This window comes from Siphonobacter sp. SORGH_AS_1065, assembly GCF_030818595.1.
GTDB lineage: Bacteria > Bacteroidota > Bacteroidia > Cytophagales > Spirosomataceae > Siphonobacter.
This window is the reverse complement of the sequence record NZ_JAUTAM010000004.1, coordinates 3,094,004-3,116,718: the sequence shown is the minus strand read 5'-3', so window position 1 is coordinate 3,116,718 and position 22,715 is coordinate 3,094,004. Positions and strand designations below refer to the sequence as shown.

The window sequence follows — 22,715 nt, the reverse complement described above, 5'->3', positions numbered from 1 at the left end:
GCATGTTAAACTATATTGTCTGGGACGTTAACCCCGAAATTTTCAACATCGGATCTTTTTCGGTTCGTTGGTACGGGTTATTATTCGCCCTCGGTTTTCTGATTGGTCAGCGAATCATTCTGCACATTTTCCGCAAAGAAGGTTTACCCGAAGACTGGGTAGATAGCCTCACCTTATACATGGTACTGGCAACCGTAATCGGTGCTCGCGTGGGTCATTATATTTTTTACGAATATCCCATGTTCTTTGCCAACCCCTGGCGTTGGTTCAAGGATATGTTACTCCCCCCCTATGCGGGTCTGGCAAGCCACGGAGCAGCCATTGGTATTTTTACGGGATTATACCTCTTCGCCAGAGCCAAAAAAATTCACTTTTTCTGGATTACCGATCGTATCGTCATTACCGTTGCCCTGGCGGGTTGTTTCATTCGTTTGGGTAACCTTATGAATTCTGAAATCGTTGGCAAAGCTACGAGTGTGCCCTGGGCCTTTATTTTCGTTAATAACACGGAATTTTCTCCCGTGCCGCGTCATCCTTCGCAGTTATACGAAGCCATTTCCTGCTTCATTCTCTGCATCGTGCTTTACCTGATCTGGCGTCGATACAAAACCAATTTACCACAGGGTTTAACCACTGGAATTTTCATGGTTGTGGTTTTTACACTTCGTTTTGTGTACGAATTTTACAAAGAAAATCAAGTAACGTTTGAAGACCAGATGACCTATAACCTTGGTCAGCTTCTGAGTGTTCCAGCCGTGTTGTTTGGTTTGGTTGGTATATTCTGGGCCATTCGCCGTCACGAAACCAACATTTTCCTGAACTCGGCTCCGCAGTCGGTTCGTCAGAATGAATCAAAGTAATTGCTCCTGATTACCCATAAAAAAAGAGCAATCGGTTTACACCGGTTGCTCTTTTTTTATGCCCTCACTGGCTAATTATTTGACGATTCTCCAGTTAAAGGGGTATTTGTAGTATTCACCATTATTCGCTTTAATCGCAGCGATTACTACGAAAACAACATCAATGACTACAATAACAGGAAAGACTGCAAAACCCAATCCACACGTAACAACACCGAGTATGACACCACCAATGATGACAATCGACATCAGGATCTGAAAGTTTAAAGCTTCTTTACCGTGATAATCAACGTAGGACGAACGTTCGCGAAAAATGAGCCAGACAATCAGTGGTCCGAGGAAGGCCATGCCGCCTAGAAAGCTGGCAATAATGCTACTCAAGTGAGCCAGCATCGCCCAGGTACGGGAATCAGGATCACTCAGGGGTATTGGGGTTTGAGAGTACGGTTGATTTTCCATAGATAGTCAGAGATAAGGAGATTGATTATGAGGCAATTCTATGCATTTTATTAAACAAGCCCAAAGAACTGCGGGTCTTTCCTTGCACAGAAAGGATAAACGGAATGATCCAAACTTATTTTGGTTCAAAAACGGTTTTGATCTGAAAATGGCGTCTGGCAAAAGTAAGTTGTGTGGAGTAGCTAGGGATCTAGTGCCCTCTTGGTAGCGAAGCGGCTTCATCACATCTGGCCGGGACATGCGAATCCTTTGAATCGTAACAAAAACCGCCTCTTACCTAGACGCGATGAAGTCGCGTCTCTACCTGAATGCTTAATTGCTATGCTTTTTCGGGTTGGCAATCATTCGCCCTCCGCCCTGGTTGGTGTCCTCACCAACCACTTAAGTAATGGCTGGTGAAGACACCAGCCAAGGCGGGAATGCGTAATCCTTCGAATCTTAACAAAAAACCGCCTCTTACCCAGACGCGATGAAGTCGCGTCGCTACCTGAATGCTTAATTGCTATGCTTTTTCGGATGGGCAATCATCCGCCCTCCTCCCTGGTTGGTGTCCTCACCAACCACTTAAATAATAGCTGGTGAGGACACCAGCCAGGGAGGGAATATGTACCTATATATACGAAAACCCCGGATTGGCATCCGGGGCTATTCATATTAAACCCCTCCGGGGTTATATCTCCCATTTCAAAACGTCTTCTCTATCTTTACGGGTTTTCTCTTTTCCAAACTCCAAACTCCAAACTCCAAACTCCAAACTCCAAACTCCAAACTCCAAACTCCAAACCGCAGCGGCGGCCGCTCCAAACGCTAAAGATAACTATTCTGCCGAGCCACCAATAATGCCCCGCGAACTACAGCTTCGTCGGCTAGTTGAGCCATGGCAAGTTTGGGTAAGGGACGGAAAGCTTCTACTACATACGTGGGCAATATCTTTTCAATAACCGATCGTAAATGATCGCTTAGGGGCAGGAAACCACCGCCGATAATAATCAGATCAGGGTGTAATAAATGAATCACGTGCGAAAGTCCAAAAGCTAGATGATCTGCCGTTTCCTGCATTACCTGCGTTGCCCAGGCATCCTGCCCGATGTTCTTGGTTAGGTAATCGTTTACGTTGTTTTCAGAAAACGCTTTTGCAAGATCTGTATCGGGATGTTGTGTTACTTCTGTCTTGATTTTTTCTACGATCGACCGAATAGAAGCTACATTCTCAAGCGTCGTTCCTGAGCGATCCAGACGTATCTTTCCAATTTCAGATTCTCCGGGTCGGGCACCGTGGTAAATCTGGCCTTTTTGAATCAATCCTCCCCCAATTCCATATCCTAGTTTCAAATAGAAAACAGTTGGATAATTCTTTCCTGACCCCTGCAAAGCTTCAGCCAACGCGGCCAGATTCGCATCATTTTCAATTTTACAGGGACACCGTAGAATATCTTCCAGCCAGTCGCTCAGATCAAAATTAGCCCAGCCATTTACCCGATACGATCGAATGGTTTTACCCTGCTGCCAATCTACCGGGCCACTAAAACCCACGCAAACCGATGCAAACCGATACCGAGTATGTAAATCCCCAATGGAGGTTTCCAACAAATTTCGATGATCATCCGCCGTTTGTTCGGGAGTGACAGCGTGACGAATCTGTTCCAGAACTGTATTCGTCTCATCCGCAACGGCCAGGTGTAACTTACCCGAACCAATTTCAATGCCGAGGTAATACTTCATAAGTCAAATAGGTAATAACAACTGGAGATAGCCTCGAAAGTAAGGTATTTTTTCGAATAAACTCCCTCCGTTCACTAACGACTGCAACGAACGCTCAGTACTTCCTGATAATCCTCGTAGCCGGGAAAGAAAATAGAATTTAGACTAATGATTTGATTCAAAGGAATGGTCTGCCCCGTGGCCAGCTCCAGAAATTCTCCTTTTTCGTTTGTAATCAACTGCTTCAAGGGAGAATCCGCAAGTTTATACTCCCGATATTCGTTGAAATATTCCAGTCTATTTTTATTACCAATGGCCTTTTGCAGTAATTCTACATAAGCCGGAGCCAGCGTCTGATACGTTTCCATGTTTCTTCTGATTAATGAAGGTATTCATTTTTACCACCTTCTGTTTAGTTAACCCTTGTACTACTAAAAACATTCTTGCCAGCCCAATGAATCGAATCGTTCAGGGTAACTCGGTAGGTACGTAATCAAACGGTAAGGAGTCAGCTACTTTCTGATGCGAAAAAGCCCCCGAAACCAGCAGGTCCATTACCGGGAAAATTTGTCCGTTAGGCTTGATCTTTACCATCTGACTCATCAACTCAACCACGCTTATCTGGTCTCTCCGGCTATTGACCTCTCCGGCAGCACTTCGATTCTTCTTCTCCACATAACTTACCTGCAGGCCCCCCTGAAAACTTAAAATGGTTTGTTCTTTGGTAGACAACCGGGCAACCACAATGGCCGAAGCGGGTTGAAATTCGGGAATTACTTTATACCGTTCAAAGCCCGTGAGGACAGGATTGCTGAGTTTTTCACTCTGCCAGAGTAAGGCATTCAGCGGCGAACTCTTCAACTCCACCATTTGCTGAATTTTAAAACCCGCCTCTTCCATTTTGCCTTCATGAATCGATCGCAAAAAATGGGTTAACGAACCGTAGTAAGCCATCGCCCGATTTTTTTGCCAGGTGGTCGAATCAGAGCTTCGTTTAGGCATCATTTCTTCGTAAACCGGGTAACCGATGTATGATAAATACCCCTGTTTCTGGTGATAGGCAAAGCCTTCCAGTTGGTATTTAATTCGATACCCCAGAGCCGGACATTCAATCAGCAGAGGCTCTCGACTGCCTACGGTTATCCAGGTTTTGGTTGAATCTTCATTAATCCAGACCGCTTCAGGATTCAGAATTTTTGTTCTTCTGGCATTTTCCGTCGTTCCCAGAAATAAGCTCGTGAACTGCTCGTAACGCTGATTCCAGTTTTTGTCTCGTTTTGATTTAATTTTAATTTCTGCTAACTGATTAGGGTTAGGTTTGAGCTTGATTTCCAGGCTTTGCTCTGAGTTATTGGCTTCGATGCGAAGCGTTTGCGTTTGAAAACCAACGTAAGAAACCACTAACTCCTGCGTTCCGGCGGGAATCTGGGTCAGGGTAAATGCACCTACATCAGAAGTAGTCGTTCCTTTGGTGGTGTTCGCCAGAAAAACGTTAGCAAAAGGCAGGGGTTTCTGGTCTTCGGCATTAATTACCCGGCCCTTGAGTGTTCCCTGGGCAAAGAGAAAATTAGGAAAAGTCACTAAAACGAAAAGCAATAACAACGATTTCATAGCTACAAAGTGCGTATTTTTGTCCCATGTACCAAGCTCTGATTCGCCCCATTCTCTTCTGCTTCGATCCTGAACAGGTTCATTACTTTACATTCAATGTACTGAAATTTAGTGCCAAGATACCTTTTGTATCCGCATTAACCCGTCAGTTTTTTACGATAAAAGATCCCCGGCTGGAACGCGAAGTTTTCGGATTACGCTTTCCAAACCCCGTTGGACTAGCAGCTGGGTTTGATAAAAATGCCGAATTGATAGACGAACTCGCAGACCTGGGTTTTGGATTTATTGAGATGGGCACGGTAACGCCCCGCCCTCAGCCCGGTAATGACAAGCCTCGTTTGTTTCGCGTGAAAGCTGATCAGGGTATAATTAATCGCATGGGTTTCAATAACAAAGGAGCCCGGGTAGCTGCCGAGAAACTCAAACGCCGGAAAAGTAAGGTATTAATTGGCGGAAACATTGGTAAGAATAAGGTAACGCCCAACGAAAATGCCGTTCAGGATTATCTGGCCTGTTTTCACGATTTGAAGGAAACGGTGGATTACTTTGTGGTAAACGTAAGTTCGCCCAATACGCCTAACTTACGGGCCCTTCAGGAAAAAGAACCACTGACGGAATTGTTAATTACCCTGCAAACAGAAAACCTGAAACAGGCCAAACCCAAACCTATTCTGCTGAAAATTGCTCCAGATCTAACGGATAGTCAGTTGGATGATATCATTGAAATTGTACAAACCAGCGGCATTGCCGGAGTCATTGCCACCAACACGACGATTTCCAGAGAAAACCTAAAAACGCCCGCTTCCGTAATTGAAAGCATCGGAGCAGGCGGATTGTCCGGTAAACCCGTTCGGAATCGTTCTACGGAAGTCATTCGTTACTTACACCAGCACTCAGGTGGCTCGTTTCCCATCATCGGCGTTGGCGGGATTCATTCACCGGAAGATGCCTGGGAAAAACTTCAGGCCGGAGCCAGTTTGGTACAGGTCTATACGGGTTTCATTTACGAAGGCCCGGGTCTGGTGAAGCGAATTTGTAAGTATTTACTACAGAATCCCGCTTAATTAAAATTTATCTGGAACATAAATTCATTTCGCCAGTTTACTTTTGTAAATTTTCGATCTTAAATCAGACCGTTCCTCCCACTGATAACGCTAGTTCATTTCTAGGGTTTCGCTTTATTATTAGTATCCATACATGGCAAAAAAGGTAGATTCTGCTAAAAAATCTTCCTCAAAACCAGCTAGTCTAGCCGCTAAAAGCTTTAAGCCCAAAGCCCCTGGACCCAGTACGCGGCTGGTCGTAGGAGGATTGACCATATTACTTTCGGTATTACTGTTTCTGGCTTTTTTCTCGTACCTCATTTCGGGTGAGGCCGATCAGAGCGTTGTGGGCTCTGCTTTCAAGACCTCCATTCACGAATCCGGGCAGAAAGTACAAAACTGGCTGGGTTTAACCGGAGCCGTTGTTGCTCATTTTTTCGTGTTCCAATGGTTCGGAATCGCTTCTTTTCTGATCATTCCGGTATTACTGGTGGCGGGTATAAAAATGACTTTTGCCCGGGAAATTTTTCCGTTAAAGCGGTTAACCTATCAGGCCATTTTCTATACGCTCTGGGTTAGTTCAGTTCTGGGCTTTGTGGTGTTATACTCCAATTCTCAGGCAAATCTCAGCACACTTTCCGGCGGCATTGGCCTATTAATCAACCAGTTACTGTATAATTTAATTGGTTGGGGCTCTATTGCAGTCATTGCGGCAAGCTTGTTTGTTTTTGTGATTTATTTCTACCGGGTTGATTCACTGGAACACGTTGCCGAGAAAGTCGAAGGAATGAAGGTTCCGAAGCCCAGCATCAGTAATCCGTTTAAAAATTTATTCAAGGAATTAGAAGAAACAGAGGAAGAAGAAGAGCTAGAACCGGAAACAGAAAAACCCGCTCCGGTAGCGAAGGAAATCCCTAAACCTGCCCCCCGTATACCGTTTGCGGTGGAACCCAAAATAGAAATCGAAGAAGAACCGGAGCCAGAAGAACCCGAAGAGGATCTGGAGCAGATTCAGCTGGAAAAAGTAAATCGTCTGGCTGAAGATGCCCGACGGGTGCTGGAAACGCCCGTTCGTCTGCCCGTAGAGCTGAAACCTGAAGTTGAGCCTGAACCGGAGCCTGCTTTCGAGGAAGTAGAAGCCTATGTTCCTCCGGTAACGGTTAATGGTAGCGGAAATAAATCCACCCCCAAGGCAGGAAATGCCGAGCCAGATTTTATCATCGAACAGGTTCCGGCAGAAGAAATATTACCTCAGAAGAAAATTGAAAAACTCGATACCAAGCCCAACGAAAATCTAATCAAGGAACTGGGTTTATACGATCCAACGCTTGATTTGGCTCGGTATGAGTATCCAGGAGTTGACCTGTTGAAGGAATATGCTCCGGATAAAGCTCAGGTTTCGGAGGAGGAATTAAAGTCGAAAAAAGATACCATCGTTCGCACCCTGAGTGACTACGGCATCAGTATTGCCAGTATTAAAGCTACGCCAGGGCCAACCGTTACCCTGTATGAAATCATTCCTTCGGCAGGGGTAAAAATCTCCCGGATTAAGTCGCTGGAAGATGATATTGCCCTGTCGCTGGCAGCTTTGGGAATTCGGATTATTGCTCCGATGCCCGGAAAGGGAACGATTGGCATTGAAGTTCCGAACAAAAACCGCGAAATGGTTAGTATTCGGGCGGTAGTGGCAAGCGAGAAATTCCAGAAATCAACGGCTGAGTTACCCGTGGTTCTAGGCAAAACCATTTCCAACGAAATCTTTGTAACCGATCTGGCAAAGATGCCTCACTTACTCATTGCCGGGGCTACCGGACAGGGTAAGTCCGTAGGGATGAACGTTATTCTGGCTTCTTTACTCTACAAAAAACACCCTTCTCAGCTCAAACTGGTATTGGTCGATCCGAAGAAGGTGGAGTTAAGTTTGTTTAGTAAAATCGAGCGACACTTCCTGGCGAAATTACCTGGTACGGAAGACGCTATTATTACAGATACCAAGAAAGTTATTTACACGCTCAATTCGCTTTGCGTGGAAATGGATTCGCGGTATGAGTTACTCAAAAACGCCGGTTGCCGGAACCTGAAAGAATACAATCAGAAGTTCATTGAACGTCGTCTGAATCCCGAAAAAGGGCACCGTTTTCTACCGTACATCGTGTTGGTGATTGATGAGCTGGCGGACTTAATGATGACCGCGGGAAAAGAGGTAGAAACGCCCATTGCTCGTCTGGCTCAGTTGGCTCGGGCCATTGGCATTCACCTGATTGTTGCCACGCAGCGTCCTTCGGTGGATATTATTACGGGTAAAATCAAAGCTAACTTCCCGGCTCGTTTGTCTTTCAAGGTAACCCAGAAAGTCGATTCTCGGACGATTCTGGATACCAGCGGAGCAGATCAGCTCGTAGGTCAGGGCGATATGCTCTTCCTGCAAGGCTCAGACATGACGCGTCTGCAATGTGCTTTCGTGGATACGCCCGAAGTAGATGCGATTTGCGATTTCATTGGCGAACAGCAGGGGTATTCGGATGCCTACTTATTGCCTGAATTTGAGGGTGACGAATCCGGTAATGAAGAGAAAAATGTAGATCTTGCTCAGCTCGATCCAATGTATAAAGACGCGGCCCGACTGATTGTTATTCATCAGCAAGGCTCTACTTCTCTGATTCAACGGAAAATGAAACTCGGGTATAACCGGGCGGGCCGTATCATGGATCAGTTGGAAGCCACGGGCGTGGTCGGTCCCTTTGAAGGTTCAAAAGCCCGCGAAGTTTTGATTCAAAGCGAAGAACGGCTGGAGGAGTTATTTAAAGAATTGCGATTATAATCCTTCTCTTTTCAGAAGACTTCAAATAGCCACGGATGAACGTTCGTGGCTATTTATGTGTAACGATCCTTTGGTTCACAATTTTTAACATTTCCCCAAAACCAAGTAATGGCCCATTCCGTTACTTTCTGTAATCCATGAAACGATATACCATGAATATTCAACGTCTGTTTGTTGCAACCCTCCTACTCATTTCTCCAATCGTTAGCCAGGCCCAGGATGCCAAAGCCGCTGCGATTCTGGATGCCATGAGCAAAAAATATCAGTCTTTTTCTTCCTTCACTGCGGCCTTTAACTATGGTTCAGACGCGGGAGTCATCACGACTAAAGGAGGAAAATATCACCTGAAACTAGCCGGTCAGGAAGTTTTTAATGATGGCAAGACCGTGGCTACTTACGTGAAAGAGGCCAATGAGGTGAATATCTCCAGCAACGATCCGGCCAGTAATGAATTCAGTCCGGCGAATATTTACAACATCTACAAAAATGGGTACACTTATAAACTGGTGGAAGCAGGAAAAGCTGGTAACGCAGTAATTGACCTAACGCCAAACAAAGGGAAGTCTTCGAATGTATCTAAAGTACGACTGACGATTTCTCAGAAAGATAACACGCTCAAAGGCTGGCAGATTACGGATAAATCGGGCCGAGTACAGCATTTCAAAATCAGCAAATTTACACCTAATGTAGCAGTGGCAGATAATCAATTCACCTTCAATAAAGCCAGATACCCAGGCGTAGAAGTGATTGATTTACGTGATTAATTGCTTCTTCCTAAACACAATGAAGGCCCGACATTGATCGGGCCTTCATTGTGTTTAGGAAAGTACTCCCTGTACTATCTTCCTGATGGTACGAACCAGATCATTGGGATTAACGGGTTTTTCAAGGTATCCGGCGGCCCCTAAACGCATGGCTTCGGTAACACTGGCTTCCTGCCCTAGACCCGATAATATGATTACCGGAATGTCGTTCCCCAGTTGCTCTTTTACATACGTTAAAATCTCAATACCTGTGTGATGGGGCATAAGCAAGTCGGTCAATACCAGATCGGGTGTAGACTCACTTAGTAATGCCAAAGCTTGCTTGCCATCCGATGCCGAACGTACTTCAAAGCCTTCTTTTTGCAGACGATAGGTTAACATCTTTAGCGTCAAAGCCTCGTCTTCAGCTATTACTATCGAAGGAGATTTATAATTCATACGAACAAGGTCAGAGCCTACGATCAATCGATTCTTTTCTGGTTGAATGCTTCAAAATCATGCTGTTTACGCATGAAAATTTCTTCAACAGATCCGCTGGATGAATCGCTTGTACTATCAATTCTCTACTTAAATACAAAATAATCTCCGGTAGATGCAATTGATAATCGTTGAGCAGATTATAGACAGCAATCTACCTATTTTCTACGATTTTACTAAAATACCTTTTGCTTTCCTTCACAAATGTTTACCTCGTGCGTAATTTGCCGTTCTGATGGTGTACTTCCATCAGTAATCCTTTCTTCTCAGAGCCTGGTTTATGAATTCGATATCTGCTAAAAGTAAAGTTAATTTAATTTTTATTCTTGGAATTTCCCTATTAATTGTGGTGGGAGTCTTTACTTATCGCACGTTTCTGAAACAAGCGGAAGACTCCGATTGGGTTACCCATACCTATCAAACAATCAACCACCTGGAAAATTCCCGCCACCTGCTTCAGAAAATGCACGTAGCTCAGCGGGATAGACGGATTAATCCGCTCAATAAAAACTCCACGAAGGAGTTTACCCTTGCTCATAACCAACTGGAAGCTCAAATCAAGACGTTGGAGCAACTGATGGCTGACAACGCCGCTCAGACCGTTCACCTTTCCAGAATTGAGGATGCCTTACAAGCAATCCTTAGATTCTGGTCGCTGCCAGAAAATTCAATCCATAACCTCAAAACCATCAATGACGAAAGTACTCGCATCAGTGCCATTCGTTCGGGCATTGATAAGATGATAAGCATTGAGGAAAACCTACTGAAAGAACGGCAAGCCACTCAGGCTTCGGCTTTTCGGGTGGCGGCCATTACGATTCTGATTTCCATGGCCATCGCCATCCTCATTGCCTCCTTATTCATCTATTTGATTTTAGCAGAATTAAAACAACGTCAGGCTACCCAGAAGGAGTTGAGCCTTAAGTTGGATGTGGTTTCCAAACTTAACGATGAAGCCGAACAGAAAAACTGGTTATTAACGGGCGTTTCCATGATTAATGACAGTTTACACGTTACACATAATACAGAATCCCTGACGAATACGGTGATTAATGAGTTGGTTTCATACCTGAATATTCAGGCTGCATCATTGTATGTGGTTGAGGGAGATAAATTATTACGCAAAGCCGCCATTGGTCTTCCTCAGAATGCTCCCATCGAATACCTTTTAGGAGCCGGGTTAATTGGCAAAGCTGCTCAGCGTAAGCACTTACAACACTTGAATCAGGTTCCGGCTGACTTCTGGCGTCTGGAAGCAGGGCTAGGTTCGGCTCTTCCGGGAGAATTGGTCTTTGTGCCTTTATGGGTAGATCATAAACTAAAAGGGATCATTGAGCTAGCTTCGTTCCAGCCTTTCAGTGAGGCGGCTCTGGCTTTATTACAAACGGTAGAAGATAACATTGCCGTTGCTCTGGATGCCAGTTTGATTCAGGAGGCCAATAATCTTTTACTTACGCAGGTTCAGGAGCAGAAGAAAGTACTGGAAGACCAGCAGAACTACCTGCGGGAAACGAATGAAGAATTAACCCGTCAAACCGAAGCTCTTCAAGCTTCGGAAGAGGAAATGCGGGTACAGGAAGAAGAATTGCGGCAGGTTAACGCTGAACTCGAAGAGCGTAACGAAGCCATGGAATCGGCCCGACAGGCTCTCGCCTCCAAGGCTCGTGAACTGGAAATGACGAGTAAATACAAGTCGGAATTTCTCGCTAACATGTCGCATGAGTTACGTACACCGCTGAACAGTGTGCTGATTCTGGCCCGTTTATTGGCGGATAATAAGCCCGGTAACCTGACAGAAAAACAGGTGGAACACGCCCGGGTCATTTTCAAATCGGGTAATGATTTGTTAACCCTGATTAATGATGTTCTGGACTTATCGAAAATCGAAGCAGGGAAAGTCGACGTTATTCAGGAGGAAGTATATTCGGCTCACATCCTGAGAAATATGCAGGAATTATTCGGTGCTTTAGCTGATGAAAAAAGTATTCAGTTCCAGGCCATTCGTGGGGAAGTGGCTCCACAAAGTTTTGCCAGCGATCAACAACGCATCGAGCAGATTATCAAGAATTTACTTTCCAATGCCTTCAAATTTACGCCAGCAGGAGGCACGATCAAGTTCAGCATTGATTTGATCCGACCCCGCAGTGGTTTCTTTACCCATAACCTCAACGAAGCCCGTGAAGTCCTGGCTCTAAGTGTTCAGGATTCCGGCATTGGTATTCCCGCCGAAAAACAGCAGTTAATCTTTGAAGCCTTTCAGCAGGCCGATGGCTCAACCAACCGAAAATACGGCGGAACGGGCTTAGGATTATCCATTTGCAAAGAGCTGGCTCATCTGCTAGGTGGGGAAATTCGCGTAGAAAGCACGGTCGGAAAAGGAAGTAAGTTTACACTTTACCTGCCTTCCCTGGCTTACAAAGCCTCTACGCCTGTTCCCGTTCCCGAAAAAGAAGCAGAGCTGGAACAGGTCACTTTCCCTGAACACCGAACAGAGCAGGACGTAGTGCATGATGACCGGGATTCGATCCAGTCGCATGACCGAAGTGTTTTAATCGTTGAAGACGATCCGCTTTTTGCTCATTTACTACGCGATTACGTCCGTACCAAAGGGTATAAAACCATCGTGGCTATTAGTGGTGAAGAAGGGCTGTATTACGCCCGCAAATTTTTCCCGTCAGCCATTTTACTGGATATTCAGTTACCCGGCATTAGCGGCTGGGAAGTGCTGAAATACCTCAAAAGTGATGCTCTTCTCAAGCCCATCCCTGTTCATATCATTACCTCGGAAGACAAGCCACGGGAAGTAATCGAAGGGGCCGAAACTTATACGAATAAAGCCTCCGCTCATGATACATTGAATGAAGTATTTACTCAGTTTGCGGATGAGGTTCCTTCCAACGAGAAGAAATTATTGATTCTGACGGAGAATAAAACCCTGGAAAATTCCATTGGCAAATGGCTGGAAGAGCGTGACTATCACATCCATACGCAGTTTGTTACCACCCTTGAAGAAGCTTGTAGCCGATTAATGAATCAGGATTTCCATAGCATTCTGGTGGACGCAGGTGATTCGGCTGAAAAATCTTTTCAAAACCTTCAGTCCATTCAGCTAGCCCGGGGTACGCGGCGGATTCCGACGATTTTGTTCATGAATCAGGATTTATTACCTGCCGACGAAGCCAAATTGAAAAAGGTGTCAGACGTCATTATTCGGAACTCCCAATTGGCTAAAGATCGTCTGCTCGACGAGCTGGAACTGTTTTTGTTTAAAGTAGAAAACCCGCCGGTATTACCCAAAGCTCAGGCCATTATTCCTGAAAAAGCTTTGAAGGGCAAAAAGATATTGGTGGTTGATGATGACATGCGGAATGTCTTCTCCCTGAGCACGTTACTGGAAGAACACGAAATGCATGTGATTACTGCTGGTGATGGTCGGGAATCGCTGGAATCGCTGGAAGATAACCCCGATACAACGCTGGTGCTGATGGACATTATGATGCCGGAAATGGACGGGTACGAAGCCATGCGGCACATCCGGGCCAACAAACGCTTCGAGAAACTGCCCATCATTGCCCTGACCGCCAAGGCTATGCAGGGAGATCGGGAGAAGTGCATCGAGGCTGGGGCTTCTGATTACATTACTAAACCCATTGACAGTAAACAATTATTATCCCTAATACGAGTCTGGCTTTCACAAGGTTAACCCAGCTGTTGGCTTGTGAAAAAGCATTAGCCAAAGCGATTTATGAATGAATGGATTGATATTCTACCGGAACAAATAGACGATATTATTCAGATTATACGAGAACAATACGGCTATGATTTTGGAGATTACTCCCGAGCTTCTTTCACCCGGCGGGTCAAGCATTGCATGCAGGCCTCCAGTGTGAAAACCGTTTCCGACTTGCAGCATCATTTACTAAACGAACCTTCGTTTTTTAACTGGTTTTTGCAAACCCTGACGGTAAATGTTACCGAGATGTTTAGGGATCCGATTTTTTACAAGGCCCTACGGGAAACGGTGATTCCACGGCTGGCCTCCTACCCGATTATTAAAATCTGGCACGCCGGGTGTGCTACGGGCGAAGAAGTTTTTTCCATGGCGATTCTGTTGAAGGAAGCTGGCTTACTCGACCGAACCCGCATTTATGCAACGGATCTGAATCCGGCGAATCTTGAAAAAGCCCGCCGGGGCATTATGCCGCTGAACGCCCTGAAAGAGTACACGGCGAACTACCTACGCTCGGGCGGAACAGAGGATTTTTCGTCCTATTACGAAGCTAAACGCGATCATGTTATTCTGGATTCCAGTTTGTTGAAAAACGTACTTTTCTCGCAACACAATCTGGTAACCGATCAGGTTTTCAATGAATTTCAGCTTATTTGCTGTCGAAATGTTTTGATTTATTTCAACAAGACTTTACAAAACAGAGTTTTACACTTGTTTTACGACAGTCTGGTCCCGCTGGGATACATGGCCCTGGGTATGAAAGAGTCCTTGTTATTTATGGATGTACGTCCGAAATTTGATACCATTAAAGACGATGCCAAGATTTTCAGACGTAAAAGCTAGCTAACGTCCGTAGATTTGAGAACGAAAATAGGACCGGAAATAGTCGTGATAGGCGGTTCAGCCGGATGTTTTCCGATTGTTTTAAAACTCCTTGAACAATTACCTGAAACCTTTTCTTTTGCCCTGATACTGGTGCTGCATCGACAAAGATCCGGCCCCAGTGAAATGGATAAGGTGCTGAGTTTAAACAAACATACGAAGGTTATCGAGCCGAACGATAAAGACCTGATTCTACCGAATCAGGTTTATCTGGCTCCTCAGAATTATCATTTACTGGTAGAAGATAACCGAAGTTTTAGTCTGGATTATTCGGAAACCATCCATTACAGCAGGCCCTCTCTGGACCCTACGTTTGAAAGTGTCGGCGATGTGTATGCCCATCGGGCCGCCGGAATTTTGCTGAGTGGCTCTAATCATGACGGAGCCGAAGGCCTGGCTCATTTGGCTAAAATGGGTGGCCAGGCCTTTATTCAGGACCCTGCATTCAGTTCATTTCCGGCTATGCCCCTGGCAGGCCTCCAGTTAGTGCCCAACGCGACTTTAGTGAAGCCTTCGGAGCTTATAAACTCTCTTTTTTCTCTATAAATCTATAAGTTACCTCATGACCAATACCGATTCCTTAACTGATTTTGTCATTCTTCTGGTGGATGATCGGGAAGAAAACCTGATTTCGCTGGAAGAAATGCTGGCACAGAATAATCGGGTTTTTATAAAAGCTTTATCAGGAAATGAGGCTTTGAAAATAGTCCTGCGTAACCCCCAGATTGGGCTTATTATGCTGGACGTACAAATGCCCGAAATGGATGGATTCGAGGTAGCTCGCATCCTGAAATCCAACCCTAAAACCCGGGATATTTCCATCATTTTCGTTACCGCTCTCAATAAAGAACAGCAATACGTCCTGAAAGGGTACGGGGAGGGAGCGGTTGATTACCTCCAGAAACCCCTTGACATTCGTGTAACCCAGGCCAAAGTTAGTGTCTTCGAAAAGTTATACCGGTACCAGAATCAGCTAAAAAACACAGCGGATGCTCTTCGCCGAACCAATAAGCAACTAGAGAATTTCGTCTACATTGTGGCTCACGACCTCAAGTCCCCCCTGAACGGCATTATCAGTATGCTTTCTTTACTGGAAATGCAATACGAGGACGGAAGTTTGAGTAAGGAAGAGTTTCGGGAATACATGGACATGTCCCAAAAGGCAACCTATCACCTTTCAAACATGATTACTGAAATTCTGGATTATTCCCGAAAAAGCTTGGCTGAGCAGACCGTTGAAGAGGTTAATGTGCAGGAAATGGTAGAGCAGATTTTCAAATTGCTATTCCCTCCCCGAACCATCAAGACCAACATCCAAGGCCAAATGCCTACTTTCTTTACCCGGAAACTGAAGTTACAGCAGGTGTTTCAGAATCTGATCAGTAATGCAATCAAGTATAATGATAAGGCCGAAGGACTGGTAGAGGTGGGTTGCCACGAGATGCCTAATGCTTATGAATTTTACGTCAGGGACAACGGTCCGGGTATTACGCAGGAAGGCCAGGATAGCCTTTTCGAGTTATTTGGCGTCAACGATACGCCTTCGCAAACGGGTGACGTCAAAACAGGGGTTGGCTTAAATATATTAAAAGTGTTAGTGGAAGAACAAGGCGGAAAATTTCGGCTCGAATCCACCCCCGGCGTTGGCAGCACTTTCTACTTTGATTGGTACAAGTAATAAAAAGAGATCTGATTGGTAACCAGATCTCTTTGCTACATACTTTATAAAGTTACTGTTCCGTGCTGACCACTTTCAAATTTAGTGCCGGTGATGGCAGCTTTCAGCATTCGGAAACCGTTCACCAGCTTGTTGGAAGAACTGTCCCAGAACTCAGCTTCTTCCACATTTACTTTCAGCAGAGCTAACTCAGGGTCATCTATACCATCGGGGAACCAGGCTTTCAGGACCGGCGAGTAAAGCTCTTCCAGTTTTGCTTTGTCCGTAACCACTTTGGCCCGTCCCTGTACGCTCACGTATGTATTACTGTTGGGATCGGCGTAGGATACGCTTACCCGATGATCCTGCTCGACCTCGTCCGTTTTACGGGAATGCTCTTTCGTGAAAAACCATAAGGTCCCATCCTCTTCCATTTCGGTAGTTGCCATGGGACGGCTACGTAACCCCTCCTCATCGTTGAAGGTAGTTAACATCGCCACTTTCACTTCTTTGATTTTATCTTTAAGTAAGGCGATCTGTTCGCTTTGGGATAACTCTTTTACTTCAGCCATAACTGTATTTCTTTAGTTTCCCTGTAAGCTCGAAAATCCCGTACCAACTTCAGTCAGGCAAGGGTAAGTGATTTCCAAACACGTAAAACCGATCCATATCCAGTACAAACTTCTGCCCATCCTGCTTGGGTAAGGTGATGGTTTGCCACTCCTGAGTAGGGTATAACGTCTGGTAACGATCGCCAAAGGTTACCCGCATCGGCATTTTAAAGCCCGGTACCCGCGAACGCCAGCGGTAGGTCAACTTGTAACGTCTGGGGTTGTCCACCGCCATAAACTCAAACACTGGCGGGTCAAGTTGAAACAGGTAATGATTGAAGAAAGGGGTACAGTCGATCCCTGATTGCTGATTCAGATAGCGTACCAATGCTTCGTTGGTGATAAGCTGGTGAGCAAAATGCTGGGGAATGTCCCGCATAAGGGCATACCATGCCGAATCATCGTTAACGATTTTTCGGAGCGTATGGATGATCCAGGCTCCTTTATAAGCCGGGTCCTGATCAGAACGGATCTGAACCGTTGGGGAAAGGCTCGCCAACGGAGCCGCATTTTTAATATTCTTCCGGTACTTTTTGAGGTACTCCAGAGCATCTACGTAGCTCTTTCGGCGTTCGATGAATAAGGCTTCCGCGTAAGTAGAAAAAGCTTCGGGAATCCACAAAGCTGCTTCGTTTTCATTACTGATGCTATTACCAAAATACTGCGAAGCCGTGCCGTGTAGTAAGGTGTAATCTACGTTTTGTTCGGGAATATTCCGGTAAAAATTGGCGTAAGGAATAAGTCCGTGTGCATAGACACCCTGAAAAGGAGTATCAACAACCGTATATCCGTCCCGCCAGAAAGGATATTTTCCCAGTATCCGCTCGTACGTTCGTAAGATGGTTTTTACCTGCTTGAAGTGAGTTCTGGCTTTGGCTTCGTTAGTGGGTAAGACGTAGTAACTCAACTCCAGATTTCCGTATTCATCGGACTCGTAGGTATCTTTGATGAGAACGTAATTGCTGATGCTCAGCATAACATTCGTCGTCTGAATGGGCTCACTCACTTTCCACTGATACGACCAGAAACCATCCGAACGATTTTTCAGTACGCTGGTTAATCGGCCATTCGAAACGGCTATTAATTCCTTCGGAACCGCAATTTTAATCCGCATGGAATCAGCCTGATCGGAAATATGATCCTTACAGGGCCACCACCCACTCCCTCCGGTTTGCTGGGGAGAAACGGCAATCCAGTCTTTTCCTGATAGGTTTTGCCGCCAGTCGAAGCCGCCCTGCTGAGGAGCGTTCTGGGTCATTGGAGGCCGACCTTTATACTCAATCCGAATCGAAGCTAGCTCTCCTTTGGGAATTGGTTCCAGAAAGTCAACGAAAATAGCCCGATCCTGCCGCTTGAATGCTAGCTTGTGTTTTTGGTAGGTAATCGTAGAAACCTCCAGATTCTGATCCAGATCTACCTGCAAGCGAAGAAGATTTTCGAGTGTCTGAAAATGCATCGTTACGGTACCTTCCAGCGACTGTGTCTGAGGTATAACCTTTACCTCAAGCTCATAGTAAGTTACATCATAATTACTACGAAATTGATTCAGATTCGCCCGCAAATTTTCCTCCGGTGATACCTGCGACCAGCCCTTGGAAATAGCCAGAAACATACAACCGAGTATAATTATGATTTTTTTCATGAAGGAGGAAAAAGTCAATCATTAACCTAACACAAAACCACAAACACAGTGCAAATAAAAAAAGAAAAGCCAGGCCTTTCATACAAGAGCCTGGCTTTTCAACCCATTTCGATACGATTAGTAACGATACTGATCGGATTTAAACGGACCTTCTACCGTTACGCCGATGTACTCAGCCTGAGCAGGCTCCAGCTTTTCCAGTTTGGCACCAATGTGGTCCAGGTGAAGAGCCGCTACTTTTTCATCCAGGTGTTTCGGTAACACATATACTTTCTTCTCGTATTTATCAGTGTTCGTCCACAATTCGATCTGAGCCAACGTCTGGTTTGAGAACGAGTTAGACATCACGAAAGAAGGGTGACCCATGGCAACGCCCAGGTTCACTAAACGACCTTCAGCCAATACGATTACTTCTTTACCATCAATTTCGTACAGGTCAACCTGTGGTTTGATCTGTGTTTTGGTAGAACCGTAAGCACTGTTCAACCAGGCCATATCGATTTCGTTATCGAAGTGACCAATGTTACAAACAACAGCCTTGTCCTTCATCGCCCGGAAGTGACGCTCCTTAATGATGTTAACGTTACCCGTAGCCGTTACGAAGATATTAGCCCGGGGAGCAGCGTCGTCCATGGTTACTACTTCATACCCATCCATAGCAGCCTGAAGAGCACAAATAGGATCGATTTCGGTCACTAATACGCGGCAACCTGCTCCACGAAGTGATTCCGCAGAACCTTTTCCTACGTCACCATAACCAGCAACAACGGCTACTTTACCCGCCAGCATTAAGTCCGTCCCACGACGAATGGCATCTACTAGCGACTCTTTACAACCGTATTTGTTATCAAATTTCGATTTCGTTACTGAATCGTTTACGTTGATAGCGGGCAGATATAAGGTTCCTTTACGGAAACGCTCGTACAAACGGTGAACACCCGTAGTAGTTTCTTCAGAAAGACCTTTGATGCCGTCGATCAGCTCGGTGTATTCGTCAAAAACCATATTGGTTAAATCGCCACCGTCATCCAGAATCATATTCAGAGGCTTGCGATCCGGGCCGAAGAACAAAGTCTGCTCGATGCACCAGTTGAACTCCTCTTCGTTCATGCCTTTCCAGGCATAAACAGCAACACCTGCGGCGGCAATAGCTGCGGCAGCGTGATCCTGCGTTGAGAAAATATTACAGGAAGACCAGGTTACTTCGGCACCCAGTTCCACTAAAGTTTCAATCAAAACAGCCGTCTGAATCGTCATGTGCAGACATCCGGCTATGCGAGCACCAGCAAGTGGTTTCTGAGGACCATATTCTTTACGAATAGCCATCAGACCTGGCATTTCAGCTTCGGCCAGGCGGATTTCTTTGCGACCCCATTCGGCCAGCGAAATGTCTTTTACTTTGTAAGGGATGTACGTTTGCGTAGCTTCCATAGCTTAATTCGAAGACCTAACAATAAAAAGTGATAGAGACGATTAGTTTCAAAGGTGTAAAAGGGTGAACAAAACTCATTAATAGTCAGCTCATTACTGCTAACGCTCAGTAAACTAATCGATTACGGGTAACTTATTTTCATACAAAATTAGCCTGTATCTACGGGCTTTCCAAAGCTGTTTCCCAGAATTGAGCTGAATTCGATGCTTCTGACTTTTGTTAAAGCAATTCGGCGTTTAATTTGCAAACTATTTGTCTGAGTGCTTGTTTTAGAAGTACCTCACATTTGTTCCCCCAAACTGGAACGGTTTCATTTTTCGTTTACAAGCTAAACCGAAGACTGAAAACAGTAAACTGAAAACTAGTGTATGATTAATACAGCGTTTACGAATCAACCCATTGTTCAGGTCATTAATGCGGACATTTACCAGGCGGGAAATAAGCTTATCCTGGAGAATGTGAACTTCGCCATTGGTAAGGGCGAGTTTGTGTATATGATTGGAAGAACGGGCAGTGGCAAAAGTTCTCTACTAAAAACGCTTTACGCGGACTTACCCCTGACGAAGGGTTCGGCTCAGATTGCCGGGTATGAGCTTAATTCCATCCGTCGGTCGAATATCCCTTTTTTACGTCGGAAATTAGGCATCGTTTTCCAGGATTTTCAGTTATTCATGGATCGTAACATCACTCAAAATCTGGAGTTTGTGCTGAAAGCTACGGGGTGGACGGATTCTATGAAAATGAAAACCCGGATAGCCGAAGTATTGATTCGGGTAGGTCTTAGTAGTTCCATGAATAAAATGCCCTATCAGCTTTCCGGTGGCGAGCAGCAACGTGTAGGCATTGCCCGGGCCCTGCTGAATGATCCTGAGATTTTACTGGCCGATGAACCTACAGGTAACCTCGACCCGGAAGTTTCGGAAGAAATCATGCGTCTATTTCTTTCCATTAATAAATCGGGCATGTCGGTATTGATGGCTACGCACGACTTTGACCTGATTCGCAAGTTTCCGCAGCGAATGCTACGTTGTGAAAATAACCGGGTTTTTGAACGGAATGATTACGTAGGTAGCTAAATGAGAAGAGTGTAAGTAGTAGTAAAACTGCCTCTACCCAGACGCGATGAAGTCGCGTCTCTAATCAAGGAAAACAAAAGCATTCATTAGTAACGAAAAGGGACGGCTCCAAACGAGGCCGTCCCTTTTCACTAGTAGAGACGCGACTTCATCGCGTCTACCCAGACGCGATAAAGTCGCGTCTCTACTCAAGGAAAACGTAGCCATTGCTTAACAGTATGAAGGAATGACCTCACTTTAACCAATGCAGGAAGAATTCGATTTCTTCGCTCTTCTCATTAGAAAGTCCCTGTTTTACGAAAACTAACAAATCCGCCTAACGTAGAATCCAGAATTCGTCCGTCATCATAGGCGACAGCTCCGCTAATTTCTCCTCCTTTCAGCCATTTAAGCTGCGTTCCGATGCGTAAATATCCTGAAAACTGGTCTAAGGCTTTATAATAAGGCATGATGTAAGTACCGTAATTCCGGCTGGCCGAAAGCTTTAACTCCCAGGATGTTCTCCGATGAATCCGACCCGCTAGCCCCAGGTGCCCTACCTCTATCCGATTATTGGTGAAACCCAGGGCATTTCTTCGCACGCTTTGCTTTAACTCACTGTCAGGAATGATAAATGGAGTGCCAAGTGTTCTTCCAAAATACATCCAGCCATCCTGATACTGACTGTTATTGAAGTAATTATCTCGCCCCCGTTTTCTGGGATCCGTATCCATAAATTCAGCTCCGCCCTGATCAATCGTGCTCAGAAATTCTACAGTAACTCGACTTAGGTAAAACGCAGGATCAGATCGTTTTTTATTAAGCCAGCGAAGTCCGTTGAAGCTATCGGCGGCCTGTAGCCGATAAAATAAAGAGCCATCTTCAAACATGATCTGCCGATAGGCAAACAAATCAAATGCTTTGAATCTGATCTGTAAACCTAAATCAATCGTGCCCAGATGATTACCAACGCGATTTTGGTCAAAAACAATAACCCGACCGGGATGAGCAACGGCGTACTCGGCCATACTCATCCCGCTAACAACCCCACGATACCCCAGCCATGAATTCTCATAGTAACCATAGCGGGACATGTTACCATTATCTTGCCTGAACGTTTCGGCATAACCTCCCCATTGTACTGAATGGTTAACTCCGGCGTGTAAAACGAGGGGGGACTTGTTTCCGCCTAATCTTACGTACAATCCTTTCTGATGCAGGAGGGCGTTTTTAACAAAAGGGCGGCTATTCTCAAACCAGCCATGAACCCAATACCCTTTTACCCAAAACCACTTTCCAATAATGGGTATAAAATCGTACGTCCCAAATCGAACCTGTGGAATAGGTAAGGCATTCGTGGAAGAAACCATGGAGCCCATGCCTAGCAGTGTATCTGACAACCCTATGTACTCCCGCTTACGTCCGCCGTACAGTTCCCATTTCTTGAACTTCAATCGCAGGTATCCTTCTGAAATAATTCCCTTGTAATCAGGATTATTACTTTGACCTACACCTGCTACCGCAGCATCAATAGTCCATTTTTTTGACAATGGAATGGCATAATACACCCCGGCTGAAAGTAGAGCATTCTGCGGCGTTGAGGGAATAATCCCATATTGATTAGCCTGTAACCAAAAAGCCGTGCGATTGCTGGTAGAGAGAGCAGTGGTTGCGAGCTGAATAAAGTACGTTCCTGAAGGGCGATATTTGGTAGTATCCTGTGCCTGTACCCATAAGCTGCAAAAAAATAATAAGAAAACACTTCGTTGAAGGGGTTTGTAATACATTTAAATGGAGGAATAATTAACGAATAGTGGTTAATTCATAAACTATGTATAGAGCAGAACTAGTAACTATTTATAATGTTTTAATCCTCTGTATCTTTCAGTAGTTCCGTTACAGGTCATGCGTTTTTACTACCTGAGTCTTAATGACCTAGGCAATCAAAACGCATGAAATAGGATAGAATA

18 protein-coding genes are annotated in these 22,715 nt (G+C 45.2%); 9 read left to right on the top strand and 9 right to left on the bottom strand.

Features of this window, described 5'->3' with window-relative positions:
* Nucleotides 1-2: 2 nt before the first annotated feature.
* Nucleotides 3-860, top strand: a complete 858-nt coding sequence (gene lgt, locus QE390_RS13505; RefSeq protein WP_307142526.1) for a prolipoprotein diacylglyceryl transferase — start codon at nt 3-5, stop codon at nt 858-860.
* Between the two features lie 75 nt (nt 861-935).
* Here lgt and QE390_RS13500 read toward each other — a convergent pair whose 3' ends face one another.
* The 4 genes from QE390_RS13500 to QE390_RS13485 form a co-directional block, all read right to left on the bottom strand.
* Entirely contained in the window at nt 936-1,319 is a 384-nt protein-coding gene (locus QE390_RS13500; protein ID WP_106635457.1) for a DUF4870 domain-containing protein, read from the bottom strand.
* A gap of 807 nt (nt 1,320-2,126) precedes the next feature.
* Nucleotides 2,127-3,041: an ROK family protein gene (locus tag QE390_RS13495; RefSeq protein WP_307142525.1), complete on the bottom strand. Its 915-nt coding sequence runs from the start codon at nt 3,039-3,041 to the stop codon at nt 2,127-2,129.
* A gap of 74 nt (nt 3,042-3,115) precedes the next feature.
* The gene (locus QE390_RS13490) at nt 3,116-3,388 is read right to left on the bottom strand and encodes a hypothetical protein (protein ID WP_106635455.1); all 273 of its coding nucleotides are present in this window, start codon (nt 3,386-3,388) and stop codon (nt 3,116-3,118) included.
* A gap of 100 nt (nt 3,389-3,488) precedes the next feature.
* Complete coding sequence (locus QE390_RS13485) at nt 3,489-4,631, bottom strand: carboxypeptidase-like regulatory domain-containing protein (protein WP_307142524.1); 1,143 nt, start codon at nt 4,629-4,631, stop codon at nt 3,489-3,491.
* 26 nt (nt 4,632-4,657) lie between these two features.
* On the opposite strand from QE390_RS13485, the gene QE390_RS13480 reads away from it, so the two are divergent.
* The 3 genes from QE390_RS13480 (at nt 4,658) to QE390_RS13470 (ending at nt 9,259) form a co-directional block, all read left to right on the top strand.
* The gene (locus QE390_RS13480) at nt 4,658-5,695 is read left to right on the top strand and encodes a quinone-dependent dihydroorotate dehydrogenase (RefSeq protein ID WP_106635453.1); all 1,038 of its coding nucleotides are present in this window, start codon (nt 4,658-4,660) and stop codon (nt 5,693-5,695) included.
* A 133-nt stretch (nt 5,696-5,828) separates the two neighbouring features.
* The gene (locus QE390_RS13475) at nt 5,829-8,495 is read left to right on the top strand and encodes a DNA translocase FtsK (protein WP_307142523.1); all 2,667 of its coding nucleotides are present in this window, start codon (nt 5,829-5,831) and stop codon (nt 8,493-8,495) included.
* 137 nt (nt 8,496-8,632) lie between these two features.
* On the top strand, nt 8,633-9,259 hold the full coding sequence (locus QE390_RS13470; RefSeq protein WP_307142522.1) for an outer membrane lipoprotein carrier protein LolA: 627 nt from the start codon (nt 8,633-8,635) through the stop codon (nt 9,257-9,259).
* A 54-nt stretch (nt 9,260-9,313) separates the two neighbouring features.
* Here QE390_RS13470 and QE390_RS13465 read toward each other — a convergent pair whose 3' ends face one another.
* Nucleotides 9,314-9,697, bottom strand: coding sequence for a response regulator (locus QE390_RS13465; RefSeq protein ID WP_307142521.1), 384 nt, complete (start codon nt 9,695-9,697; stop codon nt 9,314-9,316).
* 319 nt (nt 9,698-10,016) lie between these two features.
* Here QE390_RS13465 and QE390_RS13460 point away from each other — a divergent pair, with 319 nt between their 5' ends.
* The 4 genes from QE390_RS13460 to QE390_RS13445 are packed head-to-tail and all read left to right on the top strand — an operon-like array spanning nt 10,017 to nt 16,026.
* A complete protein-coding gene (locus tag QE390_RS13460) occupies nt 10,017-13,439 on the top strand; it encodes a response regulator (protein ID WP_307142520.1) in 3,423 nt (1,140 codons plus the stop codon).
* 42 nt (nt 13,440-13,481) lie between these two features.
* Nucleotides 13,482-14,309 carry a protein-glutamate O-methyltransferase CheR gene (locus tag QE390_RS13455; RefSeq protein ID WP_307142519.1) on the top strand — a complete coding sequence of 276 codons (828 nt, stop codon included), beginning with the start codon at nt 13,482-13,484 and terminating at the stop codon, nt 14,307-14,309.
* 15 nt (nt 14,310-14,324) lie between these two features.
* Entirely contained in the window at nt 14,325-14,894 is a 570-nt protein-coding gene (locus QE390_RS13450; RefSeq protein ID WP_307142518.1) for a chemotaxis protein CheB, read from the top strand.
* 16 nt (nt 14,895-14,910) lie between these two features.
* Entirely contained in the window at nt 14,911-16,026 is a 1,116-nt protein-coding gene (locus QE390_RS13445; RefSeq protein ID WP_307142517.1) for an ATP-binding protein, read from the top strand.
* 44 nt (nt 16,027-16,070) lie between these two features.
* Here the strand turns inward: QE390_RS13445 and QE390_RS13440 are convergent, their stop codons facing one another.
* The 3 genes from QE390_RS13440 to ahcY all read right to left on the bottom strand — a co-directional run bounded on the left by QE390_RS13440 (nt 16,071) and on the right by ahcY (nt 19,689).
* Complete coding sequence (locus tag QE390_RS13440; protein ID WP_106635444.1) at nt 16,071-16,577, bottom strand: pyridoxamine 5'-phosphate oxidase family protein; 507 nt, start codon at nt 16,575-16,577, stop codon at nt 16,071-16,073.
* A 49-nt stretch (nt 16,578-16,626) separates the two neighbouring features.
* Entirely contained in the window at nt 16,627-18,258 is a 1,632-nt protein-coding gene (locus tag QE390_RS13435) for a M1 family metallopeptidase (protein ID WP_307142516.1), read from the bottom strand.
* A gap of 117 nt (nt 18,259-18,375) precedes the next feature.
* Complete coding sequence (gene ahcY / locus QE390_RS13430; RefSeq protein ID WP_307142515.1) at nt 18,376-19,689, bottom strand: adenosylhomocysteinase; 1,314 nt, start codon at nt 19,687-19,689, stop codon at nt 18,376-18,378.
* 369 nt (nt 19,690-20,058) lie between these two features.
* Between ahcY and QE390_RS13425 the strand changes: the two genes are divergently transcribed.
* Nucleotides 20,059-20,766: a cell division ATP-binding protein FtsE gene (locus QE390_RS13425; RefSeq protein WP_307142514.1), complete on the top strand. Its 708-nt coding sequence runs from the start codon at nt 20,059-20,061 to the stop codon at nt 20,764-20,766.
* A 278-nt stretch (nt 20,767-21,044) separates the two neighbouring features.
* Here the strand turns inward: QE390_RS13425 and QE390_RS13420 are convergent, their stop codons facing one another.
* Nucleotides 21,045-22,532: a capsule assembly Wzi family protein gene (locus tag QE390_RS13420; RefSeq protein WP_307142513.1), complete on the bottom strand. Its 1,488-nt coding sequence runs from the start codon at nt 22,530-22,532 to the stop codon at nt 21,045-21,047.
* Nucleotides 22,533-22,715 lie beyond the last annotated feature (183 nt).